23 protein-coding genes and 1 tRNA gene are annotated in these 19,713 nt (G+C 70.6%); 6 read left to right on the top strand and 18 right to left on the bottom strand.

The genetic code is table 11. The annotated features are described in order from the left end of the window. Positions 1 to 84 precede the first annotated feature (84 nt). Positions 85 to 507: a hypothetical protein gene (locus GXW76_RS09325; protein ID WP_211861740.1), complete on the top strand. Its 423-nt coding sequence runs from the start codon at positions 85 to 87 to the stop codon at positions 505 to 507. 61 nt (positions 508 to 568) lie between these two features. Here the strand turns inward: GXW76_RS09325 and GXW76_RS09330 are convergent, their stop codons facing one another. From GXW76_RS09330 to lpdA, 10 genes are all read right to left on the bottom strand, one after another. Then, on the bottom strand, positions 569 to 1,114 hold the full coding sequence (locus tag GXW76_RS09330) for a hypothetical protein (RefSeq protein WP_211861741.1): 546 nt from the start codon (positions 1,112 to 1,114) through the stop codon (positions 569 to 571). 64 nt (positions 1,115 to 1,178) lie between these two features. Then, positions 1,179 to 1,264: transfer RNA gene (locus GXW76_RS09335), tRNA-Leu, on the bottom strand. Between the two features lie 112 nt (positions 1,265 to 1,376). Next, a complete protein-coding gene (locus GXW76_RS09340; protein WP_246514057.1) occupies positions 1,377 to 2,297 on the bottom strand; it encodes an NAD(P)-dependent oxidoreductase in 921 nt (306 codons plus the stop codon). A gap of 10 nt (positions 2,298 to 2,307) precedes the next feature. Beyond that, positions 2,308 to 3,396 carry an enolase C-terminal domain-like protein gene (locus GXW76_RS09345; RefSeq protein WP_211861743.1) on the bottom strand — a complete coding sequence of 363 codons (1,089 nt, stop codon included), beginning with the start codon at positions 3,394 to 3,396 and terminating at the stop codon, positions 2,308 to 2,310. Between the two features lie 34 nt (positions 3,397 to 3,430). After that, positions 3,431 to 4,294: a YihY/virulence factor BrkB family protein gene (locus GXW76_RS09350; RefSeq protein WP_211861744.1), complete on the bottom strand. Its 864-nt coding sequence runs from the start codon at positions 4,292 to 4,294 to the stop codon at positions 3,431 to 3,433. 52 nt (positions 4,295 to 4,346) lie between these two features. After that, a complete protein-coding gene (locus GXW76_RS09355; RefSeq protein WP_211861745.1) occupies positions 4,347 to 4,655 on the bottom strand; it encodes an EF-hand domain-containing protein in 309 nt (102 codons plus the stop codon). Positions 4,656 to 4,882: 227 nt separating this feature from the next. Next, positions 4,883 to 5,791, bottom strand: a complete 909-nt coding sequence (locus GXW76_RS09360; protein WP_211861746.1) for an SAM-dependent methyltransferase — start codon at positions 5,789 to 5,791, stop codon at positions 4,883 to 4,885. Then, positions 5,788 to 6,150 carry a DUF423 domain-containing protein gene (locus GXW76_RS09365; RefSeq protein WP_211861747.1) on the bottom strand — a complete coding sequence of 121 codons (363 nt, stop codon included), beginning with the start codon at positions 6,148 to 6,150 and terminating at the stop codon, positions 5,788 to 5,790. The genes GXW76_RS09360 and GXW76_RS09365 overlap by 4 nt, the downstream gene beginning before the upstream one ends. Before the next feature lie 42 nt (positions 6,151 to 6,192). Further along, positions 6,193 to 6,474 (bottom strand): PGPGW domain-containing protein, encoded by a 282-nt coding sequence (locus GXW76_RS09370; protein WP_211861748.1) that lies wholly within the window; start codon positions 6,472 to 6,474, stop codon positions 6,193 to 6,195. A 145-nt stretch (positions 6,475 to 6,619) separates the two neighbouring features. Next, entirely contained in the window at positions 6,620 to 8,011 is a 1,392-nt protein-coding gene (gene lpdA, locus GXW76_RS09375) for a dihydrolipoyl dehydrogenase (RefSeq protein WP_211861749.1), read from the bottom strand. 168 nt (positions 8,012 to 8,179) lie between these two features. Here lpdA and GXW76_RS09380 point away from each other — a divergent pair, with 168 nt between their 5' ends. Together GXW76_RS09380 and GXW76_RS09385 are read left to right on the top strand one after the other, a co-directional pair. Continuing rightward, on the top strand, positions 8,180 to 9,178 hold the full coding sequence (locus tag GXW76_RS09380) for a tripartite tricarboxylate transporter substrate binding protein (protein ID WP_211861750.1): 999 nt from the start codon (positions 8,180 to 8,182) through the stop codon (positions 9,176 to 9,178). 10 nt (positions 9,179 to 9,188) lie between these two features. Beyond that, entirely contained in the window at positions 9,189 to 10,157 is a 969-nt protein-coding gene (locus GXW76_RS09385; protein WP_211861751.1) for a Bug family tripartite tricarboxylate transporter substrate binding protein, read from the top strand. Between the two features lie 224 nt (positions 10,158 to 10,381). On the opposite strand, the gene GXW76_RS09390 is transcribed toward GXW76_RS09385, so the two are convergent. Continuing rightward, the gene (locus tag GXW76_RS09390) at positions 10,382 to 10,831 is read right to left on the bottom strand and encodes an RrF2 family transcriptional regulator (protein ID WP_211861752.1); all 450 of its coding nucleotides are present in this window, start codon (positions 10,829 to 10,831) and stop codon (positions 10,382 to 10,384) included. Between the two features lie 498 nt (positions 10,832 to 11,329). Between GXW76_RS09390 and cysK the strand changes: the two genes are divergently transcribed. Continuing rightward, positions 11,330 to 12,346: a cysteine synthase A gene (gene cysK / locus GXW76_RS09395; RefSeq protein WP_211861753.1), complete on the top strand. Its 1,017-nt coding sequence runs from the start codon at positions 11,330 to 11,332 to the stop codon at positions 12,344 to 12,346. A 125-nt stretch (positions 12,347 to 12,471) separates the two neighbouring features. Here the strand turns inward: cysK and GXW76_RS09400 are convergent, their stop codons facing one another. The 7 genes from GXW76_RS09400 to dctP all read right to left on the bottom strand — a co-directional run bounded on the left by GXW76_RS09400 (position 12,472) and on the right by dctP (position 17,340). Next, on the bottom strand, positions 12,472 to 12,717 hold the full coding sequence (locus GXW76_RS09400) for a hypothetical protein (RefSeq protein ID WP_211861754.1): 246 nt from the start codon (positions 12,715 to 12,717) through the stop codon (positions 12,472 to 12,474). A 248-nt stretch (positions 12,718 to 12,965) separates the two neighbouring features. Continuing rightward, entirely contained in the window at positions 12,966 to 13,124 is a 159-nt protein-coding gene (locus GXW76_RS09405; RefSeq protein WP_211861755.1) for a hypothetical protein, read from the bottom strand. An 85-nt stretch (positions 13,125 to 13,209) separates the two neighbouring features. Continuing rightward, positions 13,210 to 13,410, bottom strand: a complete 201-nt coding sequence (locus tag GXW76_RS09410; RefSeq protein WP_211861756.1) for a hypothetical protein — start codon at positions 13,408 to 13,410, stop codon at positions 13,210 to 13,212. Between the two features lie 654 nt (positions 13,411 to 14,064). Then, a complete protein-coding gene (locus GXW76_RS09415; protein WP_211861757.1) occupies positions 14,065 to 14,508 on the bottom strand; it encodes a type II 3-dehydroquinate dehydratase in 444 nt (147 codons plus the stop codon). 44 nt (positions 14,509 to 14,552) lie between these two features. Further along, entirely contained in the window at positions 14,553 to 15,854 is a 1,302-nt protein-coding gene (locus GXW76_RS09420) for a TRAP transporter large permease (protein WP_211861758.1), read from the bottom strand. Beyond that, positions 15,851 to 16,345 carry a TRAP transporter small permease gene (locus GXW76_RS09425; RefSeq protein WP_211861759.1) on the bottom strand — a complete coding sequence of 165 codons (495 nt, stop codon included), beginning with the start codon at positions 16,343 to 16,345 and terminating at the stop codon, positions 15,851 to 15,853. Before GXW76_RS09425 ends, GXW76_RS09420 begins: the two co-directional genes overlap by 4 nt. A 5-nt stretch (positions 16,346 to 16,350) precedes the next feature. After that, entirely contained in the window at positions 16,351 to 17,340 is a 990-nt protein-coding gene (gene dctP / locus GXW76_RS09430; protein WP_211861760.1) for a TRAP transporter substrate-binding protein DctP, read from the bottom strand. A 319-nt stretch (positions 17,341 to 17,659) separates the two neighbouring features. Here dctP and gmd point away from each other — a divergent pair, with 319 nt between their 5' ends. Further along, on the top strand, positions 17,660 to 18,745 hold the full coding sequence (gene gmd, locus GXW76_RS09435) for a GDP-mannose 4,6-dehydratase (RefSeq protein WP_211861761.1): 1,086 nt from the start codon (positions 17,660 to 17,662) through the stop codon (positions 18,743 to 18,745). Beyond that, a complete protein-coding gene (gene fcl, locus GXW76_RS09440; protein WP_338150920.1) occupies positions 18,738 to 19,700 on the top strand; it encodes a GDP-L-fucose synthase in 963 nt (320 codons plus the stop codon). The genes gmd and fcl overlap by 8 nt, the downstream gene beginning before the upstream one ends. Positions 19,701 to 19,713 lie beyond the last annotated feature (13 nt).

Raw genomic sequence — 19,713 nt, forward strand, 5'->3', positions numbered from 1 at the left:
CCACAGGAGGATGGCATTTTGCCGACACCTGCTTATGTCCCGTTTCCGGGACCTGGCTTGAGGAGAACGGCCTGGATGCGACCCGTGGCGATCAGTGCGGTGCTGCTCGGCGTGGCCCATGTTGCGCTTGGAACGCCCGTTGCCGCGGCGATGCCGGCAATGCCTGGCCCCTTGGCGGCGGCCCTTGGCGAAGGCGGCGACGGCGGCCGGGGCGCGACGCTGGCGCGCGCCGGGGCGAGTGCCTTCCTCGCGGTGCCCGACGCGGCGCAGCCCGAACTGGTGCCGGTCGGGGAGGGCGGGCGTGGCCGCTGGCGGCGCAACGGCTATGGTTACGGCTATTACGGGTGGGGGCCGCCGCCGGTCTATTACGCGCCGCCGCCGCCGCGCGTGTACTACGCGCCGCCGCCGCGCGCGTATTACGCGCCGCCTCCCCCGGTGTACTACGCGCCGCCGCCGCCCGTGTATTACGCGCCGGCGCCGGGGATCAGCCTGAACTTCCGGTTCTGATCCGGCCATCCAGGCGCGCCGTGGCCTTGTCGTGGGCGCGCGGCGACGATGCCGGCCCGTGTCAGCCGGGTCGCCTGCCGGCACTGTCGCTTGCCTCGCCCCGGCCGAAGACGATCCGGCGCCACGCATCGGCGCCCATAGCCGCGCGCAGGTGCTGCATGGCGATGTAGGGCAGCAGCACCAGCCAGAGCAGCAGGCAGGAGGCCGCGATCTCCCACTGGCGGCCGGCGAGGGTTTCGGCCAGGGCCTGTCCCGCCGAGCGGCCGTGCAACTGGCCGGCGACAACGTCCTCCACCGCGGTCAGGGCGACGAGCAGGAGGAGGAAGAGCACTGAGCGTTGCAGCACCGCCACTGCCAGGCGTCGCGACTGCAGCCGCTCGCCGAGCCGCGCGGCTTCCCCGATCAGGACGAACTTCGCCAGGACCAGCGCCTTGATCGCCGCCGTACCGTAGGGGAGCGCGCCATACCGGTGCTCCCCCGCGACCGCCGCCCGGTAGAGCAGGATCGCGCCGAGGCAGACATAGAGATAGAGGGACAGGCCGGCAAAGGCCTTCAGTTCGTGCGCGAGCCGGGTACGGACGCCGTTCGCATGACGCTGAGACTCCATGGGGCGCTCCTGCGTGGCGACGCGGCGGCCGGGACATCGGCGCCGCCGGATGGCGTGGGGCGGTTGGTGCCCGCCGCCGGACTCGAACCGGCACATCCTTGCGGATTGCGGATTTTAAGTCCGCTGCGTCTACCATTCCGCCAGGCGGGCACACGTCGGTCGGCTGCACGGGGGGCTGCCACGCCAACCCTACCGGCGCGGCCGTGGAGGGGAAGTATCCTCCCTGCAGCCCCCTCTCAAGTAGGGGCGGTAGCCGAGGGGGCTACGCCCCTTCGCGCAGGATGCGCCGGCAATGCTCGAGCGAGGCCTCGATCAGGTTGTCCGTCGCCTCCGGCGTGCGGAAGGCGGAATGCGAGGTCAGCACCACGTTCGGCAGCGACGCGAGCGGATGGCCCGCGGGCAGCGGTTCCTCGACGAAGACATCGAGCCCGGCCGCGCCGATGCGACCGGACTTCAGCGCCTCGGTCAGCGCGGCCTCGTCCACGACCGCGCCGCGCGCGGTGTTCACGAAGAGCGCGCCGGGCCGCATCTTCGCCAGGCGCTCCGCGCCGAGGAAGCCGCGCGTCTCGTCGTTCAGCAGGAGGTGCAGGCTGACGACGTGGCTTTCCGACAGCAGCGTGTCGATGTCGGTGAAGGTGACGCCGGGGTGGGATTTCGGCGTCCGGTTCCAGGCCAGGACCTTCATCCCAGCACCGGCGCAGAGCCGCGCCATCTCCGCCCCGATGCCGCCGAAGCCGATGATGCCGACGGTCTTGCCCGTGAGCTGCACCCCGTCCGTGCGCGGCCAGCCGCCGCCGACGATGGCGTGGTGCATCAGCCCGATGCCGCGCGCGGCCGCCCACATCAGGGAGAAGGCCATCTCGGCCACCGCCGTGTCGCCGTAGCCCTTGATGATGTGGACCTTGACGCCGCATTCGGCGTCCAGCGCCTCGGGGTCCATGTAGGACCGCGCGCCGGTGCCCAGGAAGACGATGTGCTTCAGGTCCGGGCAGCGCTTCACGAGATCGACGGGGAAATGCGTGTGGTCGTCGATCGCGATCTGTACGCCCTTCAGCAGGGCGGGCAGGGCCTCGGCGGCGATGTCGGGGTCTTCGTGGATCGCGACGGGCAGGTCGCCGGGGCGATGCAGCCGCCGCATGACCTCGGCGAGGGAGGCATTGGCGTCGACGAAGGTTGCGCGCATTCCGTTCTCCTCACACATCCGCGGCGTGCTTCGCGAGCGCCGCCTCGTCCCACACGATGCCCATGCCCGGCCGCTCCGGCACCAGGGCCATGCCGTCCTTCACCACCAGCGGTTCGGCCAGCAGGGGCGCGGCGACGTCGAGGTGTTCCAGCAGGTGCGCGGTCGGCGTCGCGTTCATCAGGTGGACGCTGGCTTCCACGAAGATGTGGGAGGACATCGGCACGCGATGCGCCGCCGCCATCGCCGCCGCGCGCTGCCAGCCGGTGACGCCGCCGATCTTCATCGCATCCGGCATGCAGAGGTCCACGGCGCCCGCCATCAGCGCCTTGTGCATCGCGGCCGGGCCCCACCAGTTCTCGCCGCCCTGGACCGGAATGGTCAGCCGCCGCGCGAGTTCCGCCAGCCCCGCATCATCCTGCACCGGCAGCGGTTCCTCGAGCCATCGCACGTCGAGGTCCTGCAATGCACGGCCACGGCGCTCGGCCTCGGGCAGGGTCAGGGCCTGGTTGTAGTCCACCAGGATCTCGACCGCGTCGCCCACGGCCGCGCGCACGGCCCGCACGGTGTCGAGGTCGTCCTCCAGCCGCTTCTGCCCGAGCTTGAACTTCACCGCGCGCGCACCGAGCGTCGCGACGGCGCGCCCGGCTTCCTCCGCCAGCATCGCCGCGCCCCAGCCGCGCAGGGAGGCATAGATCGGCACCGGCCGCGGTTCGGCGCCGAGCAACGCGCACAGCGGCAGTCCGGCCCGCACCGCCAGAGCATCCCACATCGCCATGTCGAGCGCCGAGAGCGCGATCTGCACCAGCCCCTCGGTGCCGAGGATGCGGCCGGCATCGTGCAGGTCCCGCCAGATCGCCGCCGGCGCCAGCGCGCGGCCGACGAGGCCGGCGCCGAGGCTGCGCGCCAGCGCCGCCGTCGGGCCGAGCGCGGCCGCCGTATAGGGGAAGACATAGGCGGTGCCGGCGGCGCCGTCCTCCGTCCGCACGTCCACGATCACCAGCGGCGCGCGCGGTATCACGTTCAGGCTGTTGCGCAGCGGCGGGTCGAGCGGCGCGTCCACCGCGCGCACGCGCACCTCCCGGATGATCGGCGTGGTCATGGGCGGTTCCTCCGCCCGCGATCCTGCCCGGCGCTCAGCCCTTCGTCGAGCCGGCGACCGTCATCAGCGCGACATTCAACTCGGCGCCGAGCAGCACGACATAGACGCTGACCCAGAACCACATCAGCAGGCCGACGGTCGCGCCGAGCGGCCCGTACATCAGGTCGTAGGTCGCATAGTTCGACACGTAGAGCGTGAAGGCCGCCGAGGCCACCGCCCAGAGCAGCGTCGCCACCACCGCCCCCGGCAGCGTCCAGGCCAGCCCGGGATGCCGCCCCGACGGTCCCAGCCGGTAGACCACGACCAGGCCGACGAAGACCAGGCCCAGCAGGGTGCTCATGGACATGCCCCGCAGCGCCCAGGCATGCGGGGAAGGCAGGCCGAACAGCGCCGCCACCCCCGGCAGCGCCACGAGGGACGCGATCGCCAGCGTCGCCGCCAGCGTGATCGACAGCGTGATGCCGATGGCGAGCAGGTGGTAGTGGAAGAAGCCGCGCTGTTCGGTGACGTCATGCGCCATGTTCAGCGCGCCGATCATCGCTCGCGTGCCGGCCGAGGCCGACCAGATCGCGACGCCACCCGAGACGATGGCGCCCCATTCCAGCCGCGGCCGGGGCGCGGTGACCAGGTCGTGCAGCCGCGCGGCAATGAGGTCGAAGGTTTCCTCCGGCACCAGTTCGCGCAGCACCTCGAGCTGAGGTTCGACCGTCGCCTTGTCGAAGACCAGGCCATAGACCAGCACCAGCAGGAAGATGCCGGGGAAGAGCGCCAGCATGGCGTAGAAAGCGCAGCCCGCCGCGGTCAGCGAGATCCGGTCCGACGCCGCCGCGCGCATGACGCGGCGCGCGATCGCGATGGCGCCTTCCCGGCGCGAGGGGTGACTCCGCAAGGGCGGCATGACGTCCATGCCGCATGAGGTAGGCCAGATCGGCGCTCGGGGAAATGTTCCGTCAACGGGGCGGCGGCGAGGAGGCAGTCTCCGGCGGGCGCTGCCGGTCCGTGGCGGCCCGCAACTCCAGCGGCGTGATCCGTCCGTCCTGGTCGGTATCCAGCCGCTGGAGCAGGGCGGCGAGCGTATTGCCCGTGGGTGTACCCGGTCCCGCCATGTTGGCGGGACGCTGCTGCACTGTTTGCAGCGTGGCGGCGAACTCCTGTCCGCCGCCGGCAGCCTGAAGCCGAGCCGCGTCCTGCTGGCTCTGCATGCGGAACGCCCGGATCGCCTGGGGGGCGGTGAGTGACCTCTCCGGGGTGATCTGCATGGCTGCGAACTCCTTGATGGTGGAACGCCCGTCCTTCTGCCGAGCGGCCCCGTCCTGGGGCGGACAGGGCATTGCACGGGGCGTGCCAGAGAAGGTCGGGGGAGGGTGAACCTCCCCCGAACCCCCTCCCTTCTTTGGTTTTTTGGCGCCGGCCCCGGCGGTCAGTTCCCAGAAGCCAAAGAAGGTTGAGGGGGGTGCGGGGGGAGAAGTTCCCTTCTCCCCCCGCCTCACGCCAGAAGCGCGAAGGTCAGCTCGTGCTTGTTGTGGAACCCATGGAAAACCTGGGCTCCCGGTATCGCCGCGAAGGCTGCCGCCGTGTCGTGGTCCGTCTCGCCCTGGAATTTCAGCGTGCAGACGAAGTTCCGTGCTGCCCCGGCTTCCCGCCACCGCTGCACGAGTGCCAGCAGCCGGGCCGGGTAGCAGATGATGTCCGAGAACAGCCAATCCACCGGCACTTCCTGCCGGGGATCGAGTCCAAAGGCGCTCTCCTGCCGGCAGGAAACGCCGGGCATGGCTGCGATGGCCGGGTCGAGCGGCGCCTTGTCCACCGCCGTGACGCGCGCGCCGAGCCGCGCCAGCGCCCAGGTCCATCCGCCGGGGGAGGCGCCGAGGTCGAGGCAGGTCTCGCCCGGCTGCGGATGGCGGCCGATCCGGGTCAGGGCTTCCCAGAGTTTCAGGTAGGCGCGGGAGGGCGGGCCCTCGCGGTCCTCGGCGAAGCGGACCTCGCCGTTCACGAAGGGGCTGGCCTTGGTGGGGCTGGCAAGCATCCGCTCCGGCGCGAGCAGCGTCCAGGCGCCCAGATGCGCACCCGGCGCGGGTTCGGGGAAGACCAGCGGGCGGGCCTTCACCGGTGGCAGGCGGTCGGCGATCAGGGCCGAGCGGCGGTGGTGCAGCAACGGGTAATGCGACCAGTTGCGCTGGATGGCGCGCAGCGCGTCGGCGCCGGCCTTGACGGACGGGGCCGGGATCTCGCGGGGATCGGTCCAGACATCCAGCGCCCAAGGGGCGGGAACGGGGGTGTCGGGGGACAGCGCCAGCCGCCCGTGCCAGGCCCCGAGACGGGCGCCGGCGCGACGGAGGTCTTCCTCGAGGTCGCGCTCGAAGCCTTCGGCCGCCAGGTAGGCGCTGCGGATCACCGCTTCAGCGCCGCCAGCGCCAGCAGCGCCCAGCCAGCCATCAGCAACATGCCGCCGATGGGTGCTGCGCCCCCGAGCGAGGGGTTGCCAAGTGCGCTCCACCACACCGCGGCGCAGAACATGACGGTGCCGAGCGAGAAGGCCGCGCCGGCGAGATGCGCCAGCCGGCGGCCACTCTCGGCCATCAGCCCCGCGGCGATCAGTGCGAGGGCGTGCCACCCCTGGATCATCAGCGCGTTGTCCACCGCGCGGCGCTGAACGCCATCGAAGCCCGCGGGGGTGCCGTGGGCGGCCCAGGCCGAGAGGCCGACGACGATGAGCCCGGCGATCGCGCCGAGAAAGAGCCAGAGACGATGCATGGTTCGGTGCTTACGCGCGCCGTGCGCCGGCGGCCAGGGGTGTCAGTGGCGGCGGAAGAGCCGCCGCACCCGGTCCGCCGCAGCCGCCAGGCGGCGACGCAGGGCCGCCTCGGCCCCCTCCACCCGCGCCACCTGGTGGGGCCAGCGGCGCCGCACCCAGCCCCAGCGGCGGGCGGCCCAGATGTGCTGGTCGCGCAGGACGAAGACGCCGAGGGCAAGGAAAAGGAACCCCTGCAGGAGCGGCAGCACCATGCCGAGCACGCCAAGCGCCAGCAGTGTCCAGCCCGTCACCTTGCGGGAGAGGGAGGGGCGCAGGATGACCATGGCGCTTCAAATGGGCCGCGACGGGGCGCGGTGCAACCGCGCCCCTGTGCATCAGGTGCTTGTCTTCTTCCCGCTCGGCGGACGCGTGCCGGGGCGGGTTTGCCGCGGCGCAGGCAGGTGTGGCGACTGCGCCCGGCGGCGGTCGTCAGATGTGCAGCGGCTTGTCCCAGGCCGCCATCGCCGCTTCCTTCACCGCCTCGTTGAGCGAGGGATGCGCGTGGCTGACGCGTGCGATGTCCTCGGCCGAGGCGCCGAACTCGATCGCGATGGCGATCTCGGCGATCAGTGTCCCTGCATCCGGGCCGATGATGTGCGCGCCGAGCACCTTGTCCGTCGCCTTGTCCGCCAGGACCTTCACGAAGCCGTCCGTCGCGCCCATCGCGCGCGCGCGGCCGTTGGCCATGAAGGGGAACTTGCCGACCTTGTAGGCCGTGCCCGCGGCCTTCAGCGTTTCCTCGGTCGCGCCGACCGAGGCGACCTCCGGCCACGTATAGACCACGCCCGGAATGGCATCGTAGTTGATGTGCGGCTTCTGGCCGGCGAGCATCTCGGCGAGCGCGTAGCCCTCGTCCTCCGCCTTGTGGGCGAGCATCGCGCCGGCGATCGCGTCGCCGATGGCGTAGATGCCGGGGACGCTGGTGGCGAAATGGGCGTCGGTCTTCACGCGGCCGCGCTCGTCCAGCGCCACGCCCACGGCATCGAGGCCGAGGCCCGCCACATAGGGGCGGCGACCGATGGACAGCAGCACGACGTCGGCGCGGATCTCCTCCGCGGCGCCGCCGGCGGCGGGCTCCACCTTCAGCGTCACGCCCGTGTCGTCCGTCGCCGCGCTGGTGACCTTCGACTTCAGGCGGAACTTCATGCCCTGCTTGGTCAGGATGCGCTCGAACTGCTTGCGGACTTCGCCATCCATGCCGGGCAGGATGCCGTCGAGGAACTCGATCACCGTCACCTCGGCGCCCAGGCGGCGCCAGACGGAACCGAGTTCGAGGCCGATCACGCCGCCGCCGATGACCACCAGATGCTTCGGCACGGATTCGAGTTCCAGCGCGCCGGTGGAGGTGACGATGCGCTTCTCGTCCACCTCGACGCCCTTCAGCGGGGTGGAATCGCTGCCGGTGGCGATGACGATGTGCTTCGCCGCGTAGTCGGTGCCGGCGACGTTCACCACGCCGGGGGCGGCGATGCGGCCCTCGCCCTTCAGCCAGGTGACCTTGTTCTTCTTGAACAGGAACTCCACGCCCTTGACGTTGGCGCCGACGACCTCGGCCTTGCGGGCCTGCATCTTCGCGAGGTCCAGCGTCACCTGGCCGACGCCGATGCCGTGGTCGGCGAGGTGGTGGGCCGTCTCCTCATAGACCTCGGAGGAGTGCAGCAGCGCCTTGGACGGGATGCAGCCGATGTTGAGGCAGGTCCCGCCGAGCGTCTCCCGCTTCTCGACGCAGGCGACCTTCATGCCGAGCTGCGCCGCGCGGATGGCGCAGACATAGCCGCCGGGGCCGGCGCCGATCACGATGACGTCGAAGGATTCGGGCATGGGTCGGTCGTCCTGGGCTCGCGGCTTCGGAAAGGCGCGCGGAGGGTGCCTGCCCCCGCGCGCCGGATCAATGCGCGGAGAACCCCTTGGGCCGCGCCGCGTCAAGCGCTTATCCTGACGGGCAGGCAGGCGCCGGCAGACGCGCCGCCCGAGGAGAGGAAGTATCGCATGTCCGACCGGGAGTTCACCCGCATCGCGCCCACGCGCCGGCAGTTGCTGGCGGCGGGGGCGGCCAGCCTGGCGGCGCCGGGCCTTGCCCGCGCGCAGGGGCGGTTCCCGGACCGGCCGATCCAGATCGTCGTGCCCTGGCCGGCAGGGGGCTCGGCGGATGTCCAGCTGCGGTCCATCGGGGACATCGCGAGCCGCACCCTCGGCCAGCCGGTGGTGATCCAGAACCGGCCCGGCGCCGGCGGGACGCTCGGGCCCATGACGGTCGCCCAGCAGGCCCGGCCGGACGGCTACACGCTGACGCAGATGCACCTGTCCGTGCTGCGCCGGCCCTGGATGATGCGGACCCCGCAATGGGACCCGATCGCCGACTTCACCCACATCATCGGCATGACCGGCTGGCTGTTCGGCTGCGCCGTCAAGTCCGACAGCCGGTTCCAGACCTGGCAGGAGATGATCGCCTATGCGCGCGCCAATCCGGGCAAGCTGAACTACACCACCTCCGGCATTGGCACGACCAACCACCTGGCGATGGAAACGATCCAGGAAAAGGAGAACATCCAGCTCACCCACGTTCCCTATCGCGGGTCGAACGAGGCGGTGACCGCGGTGATCGGCGGTCAGGTGGACATGGTCTGCGACAGCAGCACCTGGGCGCCCTTCGTCGAGAGCGGGCAGATGCGCGCCCTCTCGGTCTGGACGGCCGAGCGCGTCCAGCGCTTCGCCAACGTGCCGACGCTGAAGGAGCTCGGCTACGACCTCGTCGTGACCTCGCCCTACGGCGTCAGCGGCCCGAAGGGGATGGACGAGGGCGTGGTCCGCATCCTGCACGACGTGATGAAGGACGCGCTGATGTCGCCGGAGAACACCGAGGTCCGCTCCCGCTTCGACATGCCGCTGGTCTACCAGGACACGCGGTCCTACCGCGCCTTCATCGCCGAACGGGTCGAATACGAGAAGGCGATGGTCCGGCGGCTCGGCCTGACGCTGGACGGCTGAGGAGGCAGGGATGATGACGCTGCGACGGACACTTCTTCTCGCGGGGGCGTCCGTCGCCCTCGCGCGGCCTTCGCTCGGCCAGGGGCGCTTCCCCAATCGGCCGGTGCGCTTCCTCATTCCCTGGGCGCCCGGCGGCGCGCTGGACGGCTTCATGCGGCTCCAGGCCGAGATGTTCCAGCGCGAGTTCGGCCAGCCGCTGATCATCGAGAACCGGCCCGGCGCGCGCGGCACGCTCGCCGCGATCCAACTCGTCACGCAGACGCGGCCGGATGGCTACACCATCGCGCACCACCACCTCTCGGTGATCCGCCATCCCTTCCTGACGCGGCGGCCGACCTGGGACCCGGTGAACGACTTCACCTACGTCATGCAGCAGACGGGCTTCGTCTTCGGGCATGTGGTGCATCCGGCCTCGGGCTGGAACACGCTGGCCGACATGTGGGCCGAGGCGCGGCGGCGGCCGGGGGAACTCAGCTACGGCACCTCGGGCATCGCCACCTCGAACCACCTGGCGCAGGAGGAGCTTTGCGAGAAGGAAGGCGTGCAGATGATCCACGTGCCCTACCGGGGCACGAGCGAGAACATCACCGCCATGCTGGCGCGCCAGCTCGACGTCATCGCCAATTCCAATGCCTGGATGCCGAACGTCGAGGCCGGCCAGCTCAGGCTGCTCGCCGTCTGGACGCGCAACCGGCTGCGCGCCTTCCCCGACGTGCCGACGCTGCAGGACCTCGGCTACGGGATGGTCGTGACGTCGCCCTACGGCATCGCGGGGCCGAAGGGGATGGACCCGGAGGCCACGGAGTTCCTGCACCAGGCCTTCAAGAAGATGCAGTACAGCGATCCGATCCAGGCCTACATGCAGCGCAACGACATGCCCGACGAATACCTCGGGCCGGCGGACTACACCGCCTTCGCGCGCGAGCGTGCGGCGTACGAACAGCGCATGGTGACGAGGCTCAACCTCAGCATCGACTGACACGCCGCGCAGACGGCGAATGCATGGCAGGCAGGAAGAAGCGATGACCGCCACGCGCCGGCGTCGCCAGGTGCTCGCCGCCGCGACGCTGCCGGCGGAGAGCCCGGCCGGTGCGGCTGGGCGCCAGGCGCGAAGCATCCGGGGCTGACGGGCGAGGCACCCGCGCCCATGCCGCGACCGCGTTGTTCGGCGGGCCGCAGGCAGCCGCGCCGGCCTGCCGGCGGTCAGATGGCGAAGTTCAGCGGCTCCGTCACGGCTCGCTTGAGCCCGGCCGCCTGCGCGCGGCGCAACAGGTCCTCGATGGTGATGGCGGCAAGTCGCGTCCGCATCTCGGCATCAAGGTCCCGCCACAGCGGATGGAGCACCGCGGTCTGCAGCCGCCCCGTCAGGTCCTGCGGCGGCTCGGCGTCCTCCTGCACGCAGGCGGCGATCTCCGAGAGGCGCAGTTCCCGCGGGCGTCGGCCGAGGCGGTAGCCGCCGCGCGGACCGCGCACGCTTTCCAGCAGCCCAGCGCGCGAAAGTGCCTGGAACACCGGCTCGACGCCGCGCCGCGCGGCGCCGAGGCGCTCCGCGATCTCGGCCCCCACGACCAACTCGCCCGACCGGCCGGCATGGAAGGCGACGTCGAGGACGATGGCGATGGCGGTCAGGGCGCGGTCGCGACGCAGCAGCATGGCGGGCGGCTTCCTCGGGCGGATTTGGGCCTGTCTCTACAGCCAATCATAGTGGAATACGAGGCCCGCCGCCCTGCGATCGCCGCGGCTGCCGGGATGCCGTGTCCCTCCGGCGCGCGGCAACCCCTGCCGGCCCCGGCCGCCAGCGGCGCCGGACCGGATGCCGCCGCAGCCTGCAATGGTGAGGGCTGCGCCAAGAACGGGTCAGGTGCCGCACGGCATCCTCCAGCGTGGGCTGAATGATCATTGCGTTGCGACGGAGGCCATATCCGGTCCGCCAGTCGCGGCAGGAAGCAGGGGCCACCACGCGGCTCGGGCGCGCCCGCAGTCCGGGCCCTCCAGGCACGCGTAGCCGCGAGAGACGGCGATTTCCCGCGAGCGTCCGAGGATGCGGGCCGAAGCGCGGCCACTTCCACATGCCCACCGAGTTCCCCGCCGGCATCCGGACCCGGCCATGCAGGCTGAACCACCTCGGCCGGACGTGGTATGCCGCGCACCATGCCCGAAGGAAACACCCCGCGCCGCCGCACCAGGCCCCGGAAGGCCGAAGCTGCGGCCACCCCGTTTGCGCCGCCGCGCGGCCGGCTCTTCGGCAGCATCCTGGAGACGGTGGGCGGCACGCCTCTCGTCCTGCTGCCGCGCATCGCCGCGACGGAGGGCCTTGCGGCGCGGGTCGCGCTCAAGCTCGAATTCTTCAATCCGCTCGGCTCGGTGAAGGACCGCATCGGTCTCGCCATGGTCGAGGCCGCCGAGCGCGAGGGGCTGATCTCGCCGGGCCGCTCCGTGCTGGTCGAGCCGACCTCGGGCAACACCGGCATCGCCCTTGCCGTCGTCGCCGCTGCGAAGGGCTACCGGCTGATCGTGGTGATGCCCGACGGCGCCAGCATCGAGCGCCGCCGCATGATGCGGCTGATGGGCGCGGAACTGGAACTCACGCCCGCCCGCCGCGGCATGGCCGGCGCCATCGCGCGCGCCGAGGCGATCCTCGCCGCCACGCCCGGCGCCTGGATGCCGCGGCAGTTCGACAACCCCGCCAACCCCGCCATCCACGCCGCGACCACGGCCGAGGAGATCTGGGCCGACACGGGCGGAGAGGTGGATGCCGTCGTCGGCGGCATCGGCACGGGCGGGACGCTCACCGGCATCGCCCGCGTGCTGAAGCCGCGGCGGAAGGGCCTGCGCATCATCGGCGTGGAACCGGCCGAGAGCGCCGTGCTGTCGGGCGACGAGCCGGGCCCGCACGACATCCAGGGCATCGGCGCGGGGTTCAAGCCGACGGTGCTCGAACTCGATCGGCTCGACGGCATCCTGCGCGTCTCCGAGGACGAGGCGCTGGAGACCGCGCGGCGCTGCGCGCGGGAGGAAGGCCTGCCGGTCGGCATCTCCTCCGGCGCCGCACTCGCCGCCGCGATCTCGGTGGCGCGGGACAGGGCGATGGAAGGGCGCCTGGTGGTCGCCATCGCCCCGTCCTTCGCGGAGCGCTATCTCTCGACGCGCCTCTTCGCCGGACTCTGACGAAAAGGCGGCCGGGACCCCGCGGGATCCCGGCCGAAGTTTCGGGAGGAAACGTCCGGTCACGGACAGCCGCCTGATCACGGCCTGCCGGATGGCGGGCCGCTCCGCGGGCGGCGCGCGGAGACTTACCCGGCCACGATCCGGGGCTGCGCCACGGAGATCGGCCCGGCGGGCCTCTCGCCGCGGACGGCATTGCGATGCAGCCGGATCACTTCGCCTGGCGCCGCTGCCACGACGCGATGCAGCGACAGCGCATTGTCCCAGACCAGCAGGGACAGCCGCGACGGCGCGGCGCGCCAGGCCAGGTCCGCATTCCGAGCCAGGCCGGCATCGCCGAGCCCTTCGGAACCCATGGCGTTGCCCTCGATCACGATCTGCGGCTGTTCGGCGTGGCGCGCATGCGCGAGCGCATGGCTCTCAGGCCGTCGAGCCGCCGCGCCACCACGGCCGGCGCGGTGGTCTGTCCACGCAGCACCACGAGGCCGTGCGCGCGCACGAGATCCCCGGGCGTGGCGAGCGTCGCAACGGGCGTGTCCTGCCCGAGCGCGGCATCGTGGATCTTGGCGCCGAAGCCCGGATGGAGCGGCGCGACCGCCCATTCCGGCGCCTCGTGCCGCGCTCATGGATGCACTGCCGCGAGCAGCAGTGCCTCGGCGACCGCCGGATTCGTCGGCGGGAAGGCGACATGCAGGATGACACCGCCGAAGGCGGCGGCGACGGCGGTCAGCCAGGCGATGGCGCCGGGCTCGAGGACGGGCGCGAGGAGCAGGCTGGTCACGGTGTCCTCCCCTGCAGCAGGCCGGCGAGGGAGAGGAGCGCCAGCACCGCGGCGCCGGTCCCGATCGCGCGCAGCGCGAGGCCGATCATGCCAGCCCCCTGGCGGCGCCGCGGCCGCGCGCAAGCACCAGCAGCGCCACGCGCTCCGCTTCCGCCGGCGTGCCGAAGCATGTGCCGTGCAGATCCTCGACGCGCGGGTCGATGGCGGTGAAGAGCCAGCCGCGATCGGCCGTCGTGGCGACGCCGATCATCTGGCCGTTCTCGGTGATGGGACGTGCATGGATCATGGCGGAACTCCGCCGGCGCGCCTGGCGCCAGGAATTGGGACCGGATCTTCGGGGACGGTTCGCGGCTGCTCAGCGGCCGCCGCGCATTCGCCAGGGCGGACAGCGGCGACACGGCCCGAGGCGGTCGTGGCGGCGTGGCGCATCCTGTCGCGTGGCGAACGGCATCGTCTCTGGTCTCCGGAGGCGTCGGCCTCCCGTCTTGAGTGACGATATTGCACCATTCACAAGCGCTGTTTGTCAATCAAAGTGCCGAAGAATCACGTGCTTCCTGCGAGAAAGACTCTGCTGCTCCAGAGGTGTCTCGGGAGGCAAGATATCGCTCGTAACCCATGTAATGCTTGCAAAATAATTCGTCGTTCCTGCCCAGGGCGGGCTCCCGGCGGATTGCCATCGCCGCCCATGGCGTCCGGTGAGATGAAGCACAAAATCAGATCGTGAATATGGGCCCGGCTATCCCGCGGCCGCGATCAACCGCGTCGCGGAGTGCACAACGGACATGTCGGGAAGACCCAGCGCGGCCGAAGGCACCAAGGCGAGGGGCCGCGCCCTGCATGGCACCATCGCCGAGGATATCGCCGTCCCCGAGGCGCGGAGCGGTCTGCGCCGGAGTGCGCTCGCCCAGGCGGCCCCGTCATCGGCAGCGAGCGATCGACCTTATGCGCCGGCGTCGATCAGTTCGCGCATCGACCGCATCGCCGTCGCGTAGCCTCGGGCGCCGAGGCCGGCGATGACCGCAGTTGCGACCGTGGACACCAGGGACTGGTGGTAGATCGCCTCCCGCCGGTGGATGTTGGAGATGTGCAGCTCGATGATCGGCCCGTTGAACATCTTCAGCGCGTCGAGCACCGGGATCGAGCGGAAGGTCAATCCCGCGGGATTGATCACGATGCCGGCGCCCTCGTCGTCGATCGCGTCGTGGATCCACTCCACGAGTTGGCCCTCGTGGTTCGTCTGTCGGAAGACGACGGCGTCGTCGCCCGCCTCGGCGCGGCACATCGCCTCGACCTCCGCGAGCGTGGTGCGGCCGTAGATCTCCGGCTCGCGCTTGCCGAGCCGGTTCAGGTTCGGGCCGTTCAGGACGTGGATGGTGCGAGGCACGCTGGCCTCCCTGTTGTTGCCATGACGGGGAGGGCCCGCCGCCCTCAGCCCTGGTAGCCCAGCAGCCGCGGCAGCCAGAGCACCAGTTCGGGGACATAGGTGATCAGGGCCAGCGCGCCGATCATCGCCGCGATGAATGGCGCCGAGTCCCGCACCACGGCGGAGAGCGGCGTATCCGACAGCTTCGCCACGATGAACAGCAGCAGCCCGTAGGGCGGGGTGACGAGCCCGATCATGATGTTGACGACGACCACCACGCCGAAATGCACCATGTCGATGCCAAGCGCCTGCGCGGTGGGCACCAGCACCGGAACCACCACCAGCAGGATGGTGCTGCCTTCCAGCAGGCAACCCAGCACCAGCAGGATCACGTTCACCACTAGCAGGAATTCCCCCCGCGACATCTCCCAGCCCGCCAGGATGCCGCGCACCGTGTTCGGCACGTTCTCGCTGGTGATGACGTAGTTGAATGCCAGCGCGCCGGCGATCAGCATGCCGATCGCGGCGGTGGAGCGCGCACTTTCCACCACCGCGGCGTAGGTCTGGCGCAGAGTGAGGCTGCGGTAGAACAGCGCCGCGATCACGTAGGCATAAGCGGCGGCGACGGCTGCGGCCTCCGTCGGGGTCATCACGCCGCCATAGATGCCGCCCAGCAGGATCACCGGCATCAGCAGCGCCGGGATGGCTTCCAGGGTCAGGCGCGGGAACTCGCGCAGCGGCACGCGCTCGGAGATCGGAAAATCGTGGCGATGCGCCATCCAGCTGTTGATGCCCATCTGTGCCAACGCCATCAGCAGGCCGGGCACCACGCCGCCGAGGAACAGGTAGCCGATCGAGGCATCCGCGACGAGCGCGTAGAGCACCATCGGGATGGAGGGCGGGATGATCGGGCCGATCACGGCGGTCACCGCGGTGAGGGCGGCGGCGTAGCTCGCCGGATAGGCGCCGTTCTTCGTCATCATGTCGATCTGCACCTTGCCGCTGCCCGCGGCATCGGCGATCGCGGATCCGGACATGCCGGCGAAGATCACGCTCTGCACGACGTTGACGTGCCCGAGCCCGCCGCGCAGGCGGCCGACCAGCAGGTTGCAGAAGCGCAGCAGCCGATCCGTCAGGCTGCCGGCGTTCATCAACCCGGCGGAGAAGATGAACAGCGGCACCGCCAGCAGCACGTAACTGCCATTCAGCCCGTTCAGCACCTGCTCCGCCGCGATCGACATGTCCTGCCCGGACAGGCCGAGATAGATGATGCTGGCGCAGATCATGGAAAGCCCGATCGGCAGTCCCATCAGGGACAAGCCGACCAGCGCGATCATCGCCAGGTTGAACGGATCGTGCAGGTTCACGCGGCACCCCTGGCGATGCCGCGCCCCGTCACCGCGCGCCAGGCGATGGCCGCATGGCGGATGATCGTGGCGACGGCGAAGATCAGATAGACCGAGTAGAGGATGTCGAAGCGGATGCCGAGATAGGCGCTGCGCTCCACCTTCATGAAGGTGACGTAGTCGAACATCGCGGGCAGCGACCAGGTGAAGATCATCACCACGGCGCTGCCGGTGATCGCGTCGCAGATGCGGCGCAGGCCGCCCGGCATGGTGCCGTAGAGGATGTCGAAGCGGATCTCCTCATCGTCGCGCAGCACCAGCCCCGCACCCCAGAGGATGCCCCACACCCAGGCGAGGGTCGAGAATTCCGCCGTCCAGCTCAGCGGCGCGTTCAGCAGGTAGCGCGTGACGATCTGGAGGATGAAGGCGATGAACATCGCCACCAGCAGCGCGGAGAGCACTTCCTCGGCGCGCCGCCGCGCCCAGCCGATGAGGCGGCGCGCCGTTCCCATGCGGATCAGCGCACCGCGGCGATGCGGTCGAGGATTCCCGCCGGCCAGCCCTGCGACTGCGGGGAGGCGAGGTAGCGGCGCTGCGCCTCGGCACGGAAGGCGGCGACGTCGGGCTCATAGACCTCGAGCCCCTGGGAGCGGAAGAAGGTGACCATCTCCTGTTCCTGCGCGAGGTGGCGCTGCGTGCTCTGGTCGATCGCCTTGTTCACCGCGGCCTGGATGGCGTCCCGTTGTGCCTGGGCCAGCCCGTCCCAAAAGCGGGTGGAGATGGAGAGCAGGTCGTAGGCGACCAGGTGGCTGGTCAGCACGAACTGCGTCGTCACCTCGTGGAAGCGCATGGTGCGGCTGGTCGGCAGCGGGTTGTCCTGCCCGTCCACCGTGCCGGATTGCAGCGCCGTGTAGAGTTCCGCGAAGGCCACGGGGGTCGGGTTGGCGCCAAGCGCCTCGCCGAGGAACTGCCAGGTCTCTCCCGGCGGCATGCGCAGCTTCATCCCCGCCATGTCGGCCGGCGTGCTGATGCGCTTGCGCGGCCGCAGGTTGACGTGCCGCGTGCCGAAATAGAGCGGGCCGAGCACATGGACGTTGAGCTGGTCCCGCGCCATGCGGTTGAACTCGCGCCCGATCTCCCCGTCGAACACCTTGCGCATGTGGTCGGCGTCACGGAACAGGTAGGCGGAAGCCATCACCGACCAGGCCGGGATCTGGCGCGAGAGGTCCTGCGGCGCGAGGTTCGCCATCTCGACATTGCCGCGCTGGATGGCGACGAGCTCCGTCCCCTGGCGGAACAGCGTCGCGTTCAGGTGCAGCTCGACGTCGAAGTCGGAGGCGAGGTCGCGCTGGAAGCCGCGCATCGCCTCGGCACGGATGTCCTGGTCGGAGAAGACGGCGGTGAACCGGATGCGCCGGCGCGCCTGGGCCCGTGCGGGGATGGCGGGTGCGGCCAGCGCGGCGGCAGCAGCCGTCATGGCGGACCGGCGTCCGATATGCGATCGCATGGGCGTTCTCCCTTCCCTGGACTTGCTTTGGCCGTGCGGCGGCTTCTGGTCGCGACGCTAGGGGGGCCGCAGGCGCCGATCAAGCGCCGCGGCACGGGATATCCTCGCCGCGCATATCCTCGGCGGCGCGGACCATCCGCTGGCGAGCGGCGCCCCGTGGCGGGCGCGGGTATCGCAGCAATTCGCGTCAGGGGTGTTGCGCCGGCCGGATCCTCGGCCTCCGGCCCCATCCTTCCGCCATCCGAATGCCGCTGCTAGACACCAGGGCCGGCGGGCCCGCGCGCCCCGCCGGGGGGTCGCGCAACATGGATGGAACAGGATGTCGGATCGCCGCAAGGTCGCCCTGATCACCGGTATCACCGGGCAGGACGGCTCCTACCTGGCCGAGCTGCTGCTGGCCAAGGGCTACATCGTCCACGGCATCAAGCGCCGGTCCTCCTCCTTCAACACCGGCCGGGTGGATCATCTCTACCGGGACCTGCACGAACCGGGCGTCGGCTTCTTCCTGCACTACGGCGACCTGACCGATGCGACCAACCTGATCCGCATCCTCGCCGAGGTGCAGCCGGACGAGATCTACAACCTTGGCGCCCAGAGCCATGTCGCCGTCTCCTTCGAGACGCCGGAATACACCGCGAATTCGGATGCGCTCGGCACGCTGCGCCTGCTCGAGGCCATTCGCATCCTCGGCATGGAAAAGCGCACGCGCTTCTACCAGGCCTCGACCAGCGAGCTCTACGGCAAGGTGCAGGCCGTGCCGCAGGACGAGACGACGCCCTTCTACCCGCGCAGCCCCTATGGCGTGGCGAAGCTCTACGCCTACTGGATCGTGGTGAATTATCGCGAGGCCTACGGGCTGCACGCGTCGAACGGCGTGCTGTTCAACCACGAGAGCCCGCGCCGCGGCGAGACCTTCGTCACCCGCAAGATCACCCGCGCGGTCGCGGCGATCAGCCTCGGGAAGCAGGATTGCCTCTGGCTCGGCAACCTCGATGCGCAGCGTGACTGGGGCCATGCGCGCGACTTCGTGGAAGGCATGTGGCGCATCCTCCAGCAGGAGACGCCAGACGACTACGTGCTCGCGACCGGGAAGACGCATACGGTTCGCCGCTTCGCCGAGCTCGCCTTCGCCGAGGCCGGCATGACGCTGGATTGGCGCGGCGACGGGGCCGATGAGGTCGGCATCGACCGGGCCTCCGGCCGCGTGGTCGTGCGCATCGACCCCGAATACTTCCGCCCGACCGAGGTGGATCTCCTGATCGGCAATGCGGCCAAGGCACGCCGGGTGCTTGGCTGGTCGCACAAGGTCGCGCTACCGGACCTGGTCGCGGAGATGGTCGCGAGCGACATCGCCCTGATGCGGGACGAGGCGCCGGCGCAGGCGGGCCAGGGCAACCGTGGCTGAACCCCTCGCCGAGATCTTTCCGCTGCGCGGCGCTCGAGTCTACGTCGCCGGCCATCGCGGCATGGTCGGCTCGGCCTGCGTGCGGCGCCTGGAAGCGGAGGGCTGCGCGGTCGTCACCGCCGATCGGTCCCGGGTGGACCTGCGCCGCCAGGCGGAGGTCGAGGCCTTCATGGCGGAAGCCCGTCCCGACGCGGTGCTGGTCGCCGCGGCCAAGGTCGGCGGCGTGCTCGCCAACGACACGCTGCCGGCCGAATTCCTCTACGACAACCTGATGATCGAGGCGAACCTGGTGGAAGCGGCGCACCGCACCGGGGTGAACCGCCTGCTCTTCCTCGGCTCCTCCTGCATCTACCCGCGCGAGGCGACGAACCCGATCACCGAGGACGCGCTGCTGACCGGCCCGCTCGAGCCCACGAACCAATGGTATGCGGTGGCCAAGATCGCCGGCATCAAGCTGTGCCAGGCCTACCGGCGGCAATACGGGCGCGACTACATCTCCGCCATGCCGTGCAACCTCTACGGCCCCGGCGACTATTTCCACCCGGAACGCAGTCACGTCATCCCGGCGCTGCTGCAGCGATTCCACGCCGCGGCACGCGAAGGGACGGAGGTCGTGACCTGCTGGGGCAGCGGCAGGCCGCGCCGCGAGTTCATGCACGTGGACGATGTGGCGGATGCCTGCGCCTTCCTGTTGCGGCACTATTCGGGGGAAGGCCACCTGAACATCGGCACCGGCACGGACATGGCCATCGCCGAACTGGCGCAGGAGATCGCCCGGATCACCGGCTTCGCCGGCCGGATCGCATGGGACACCACCAGGCCGGACGGGGCGTTTCGAAAGCGGATGGACGTCGCCCGGCTCGCGGCGATGGGCTGGCGGGCGCGGATCGGCTTCCGCGAAGGGCTCGAGAGCACCTACCGCTGGTTCCTCGACCAGGGAACGCTGCGGCGATGATCGGCCGGGCGAC

Origin of the sequence: Neoroseomonas soli (assembly GCF_018129065.1) — a bacterium.
Taxonomy (GTDB): domain Bacteria; phylum Pseudomonadota; class Alphaproteobacteria; order Acetobacterales; family Acetobacteraceae; genus Neoroseomonas; species Neoroseomonas soli.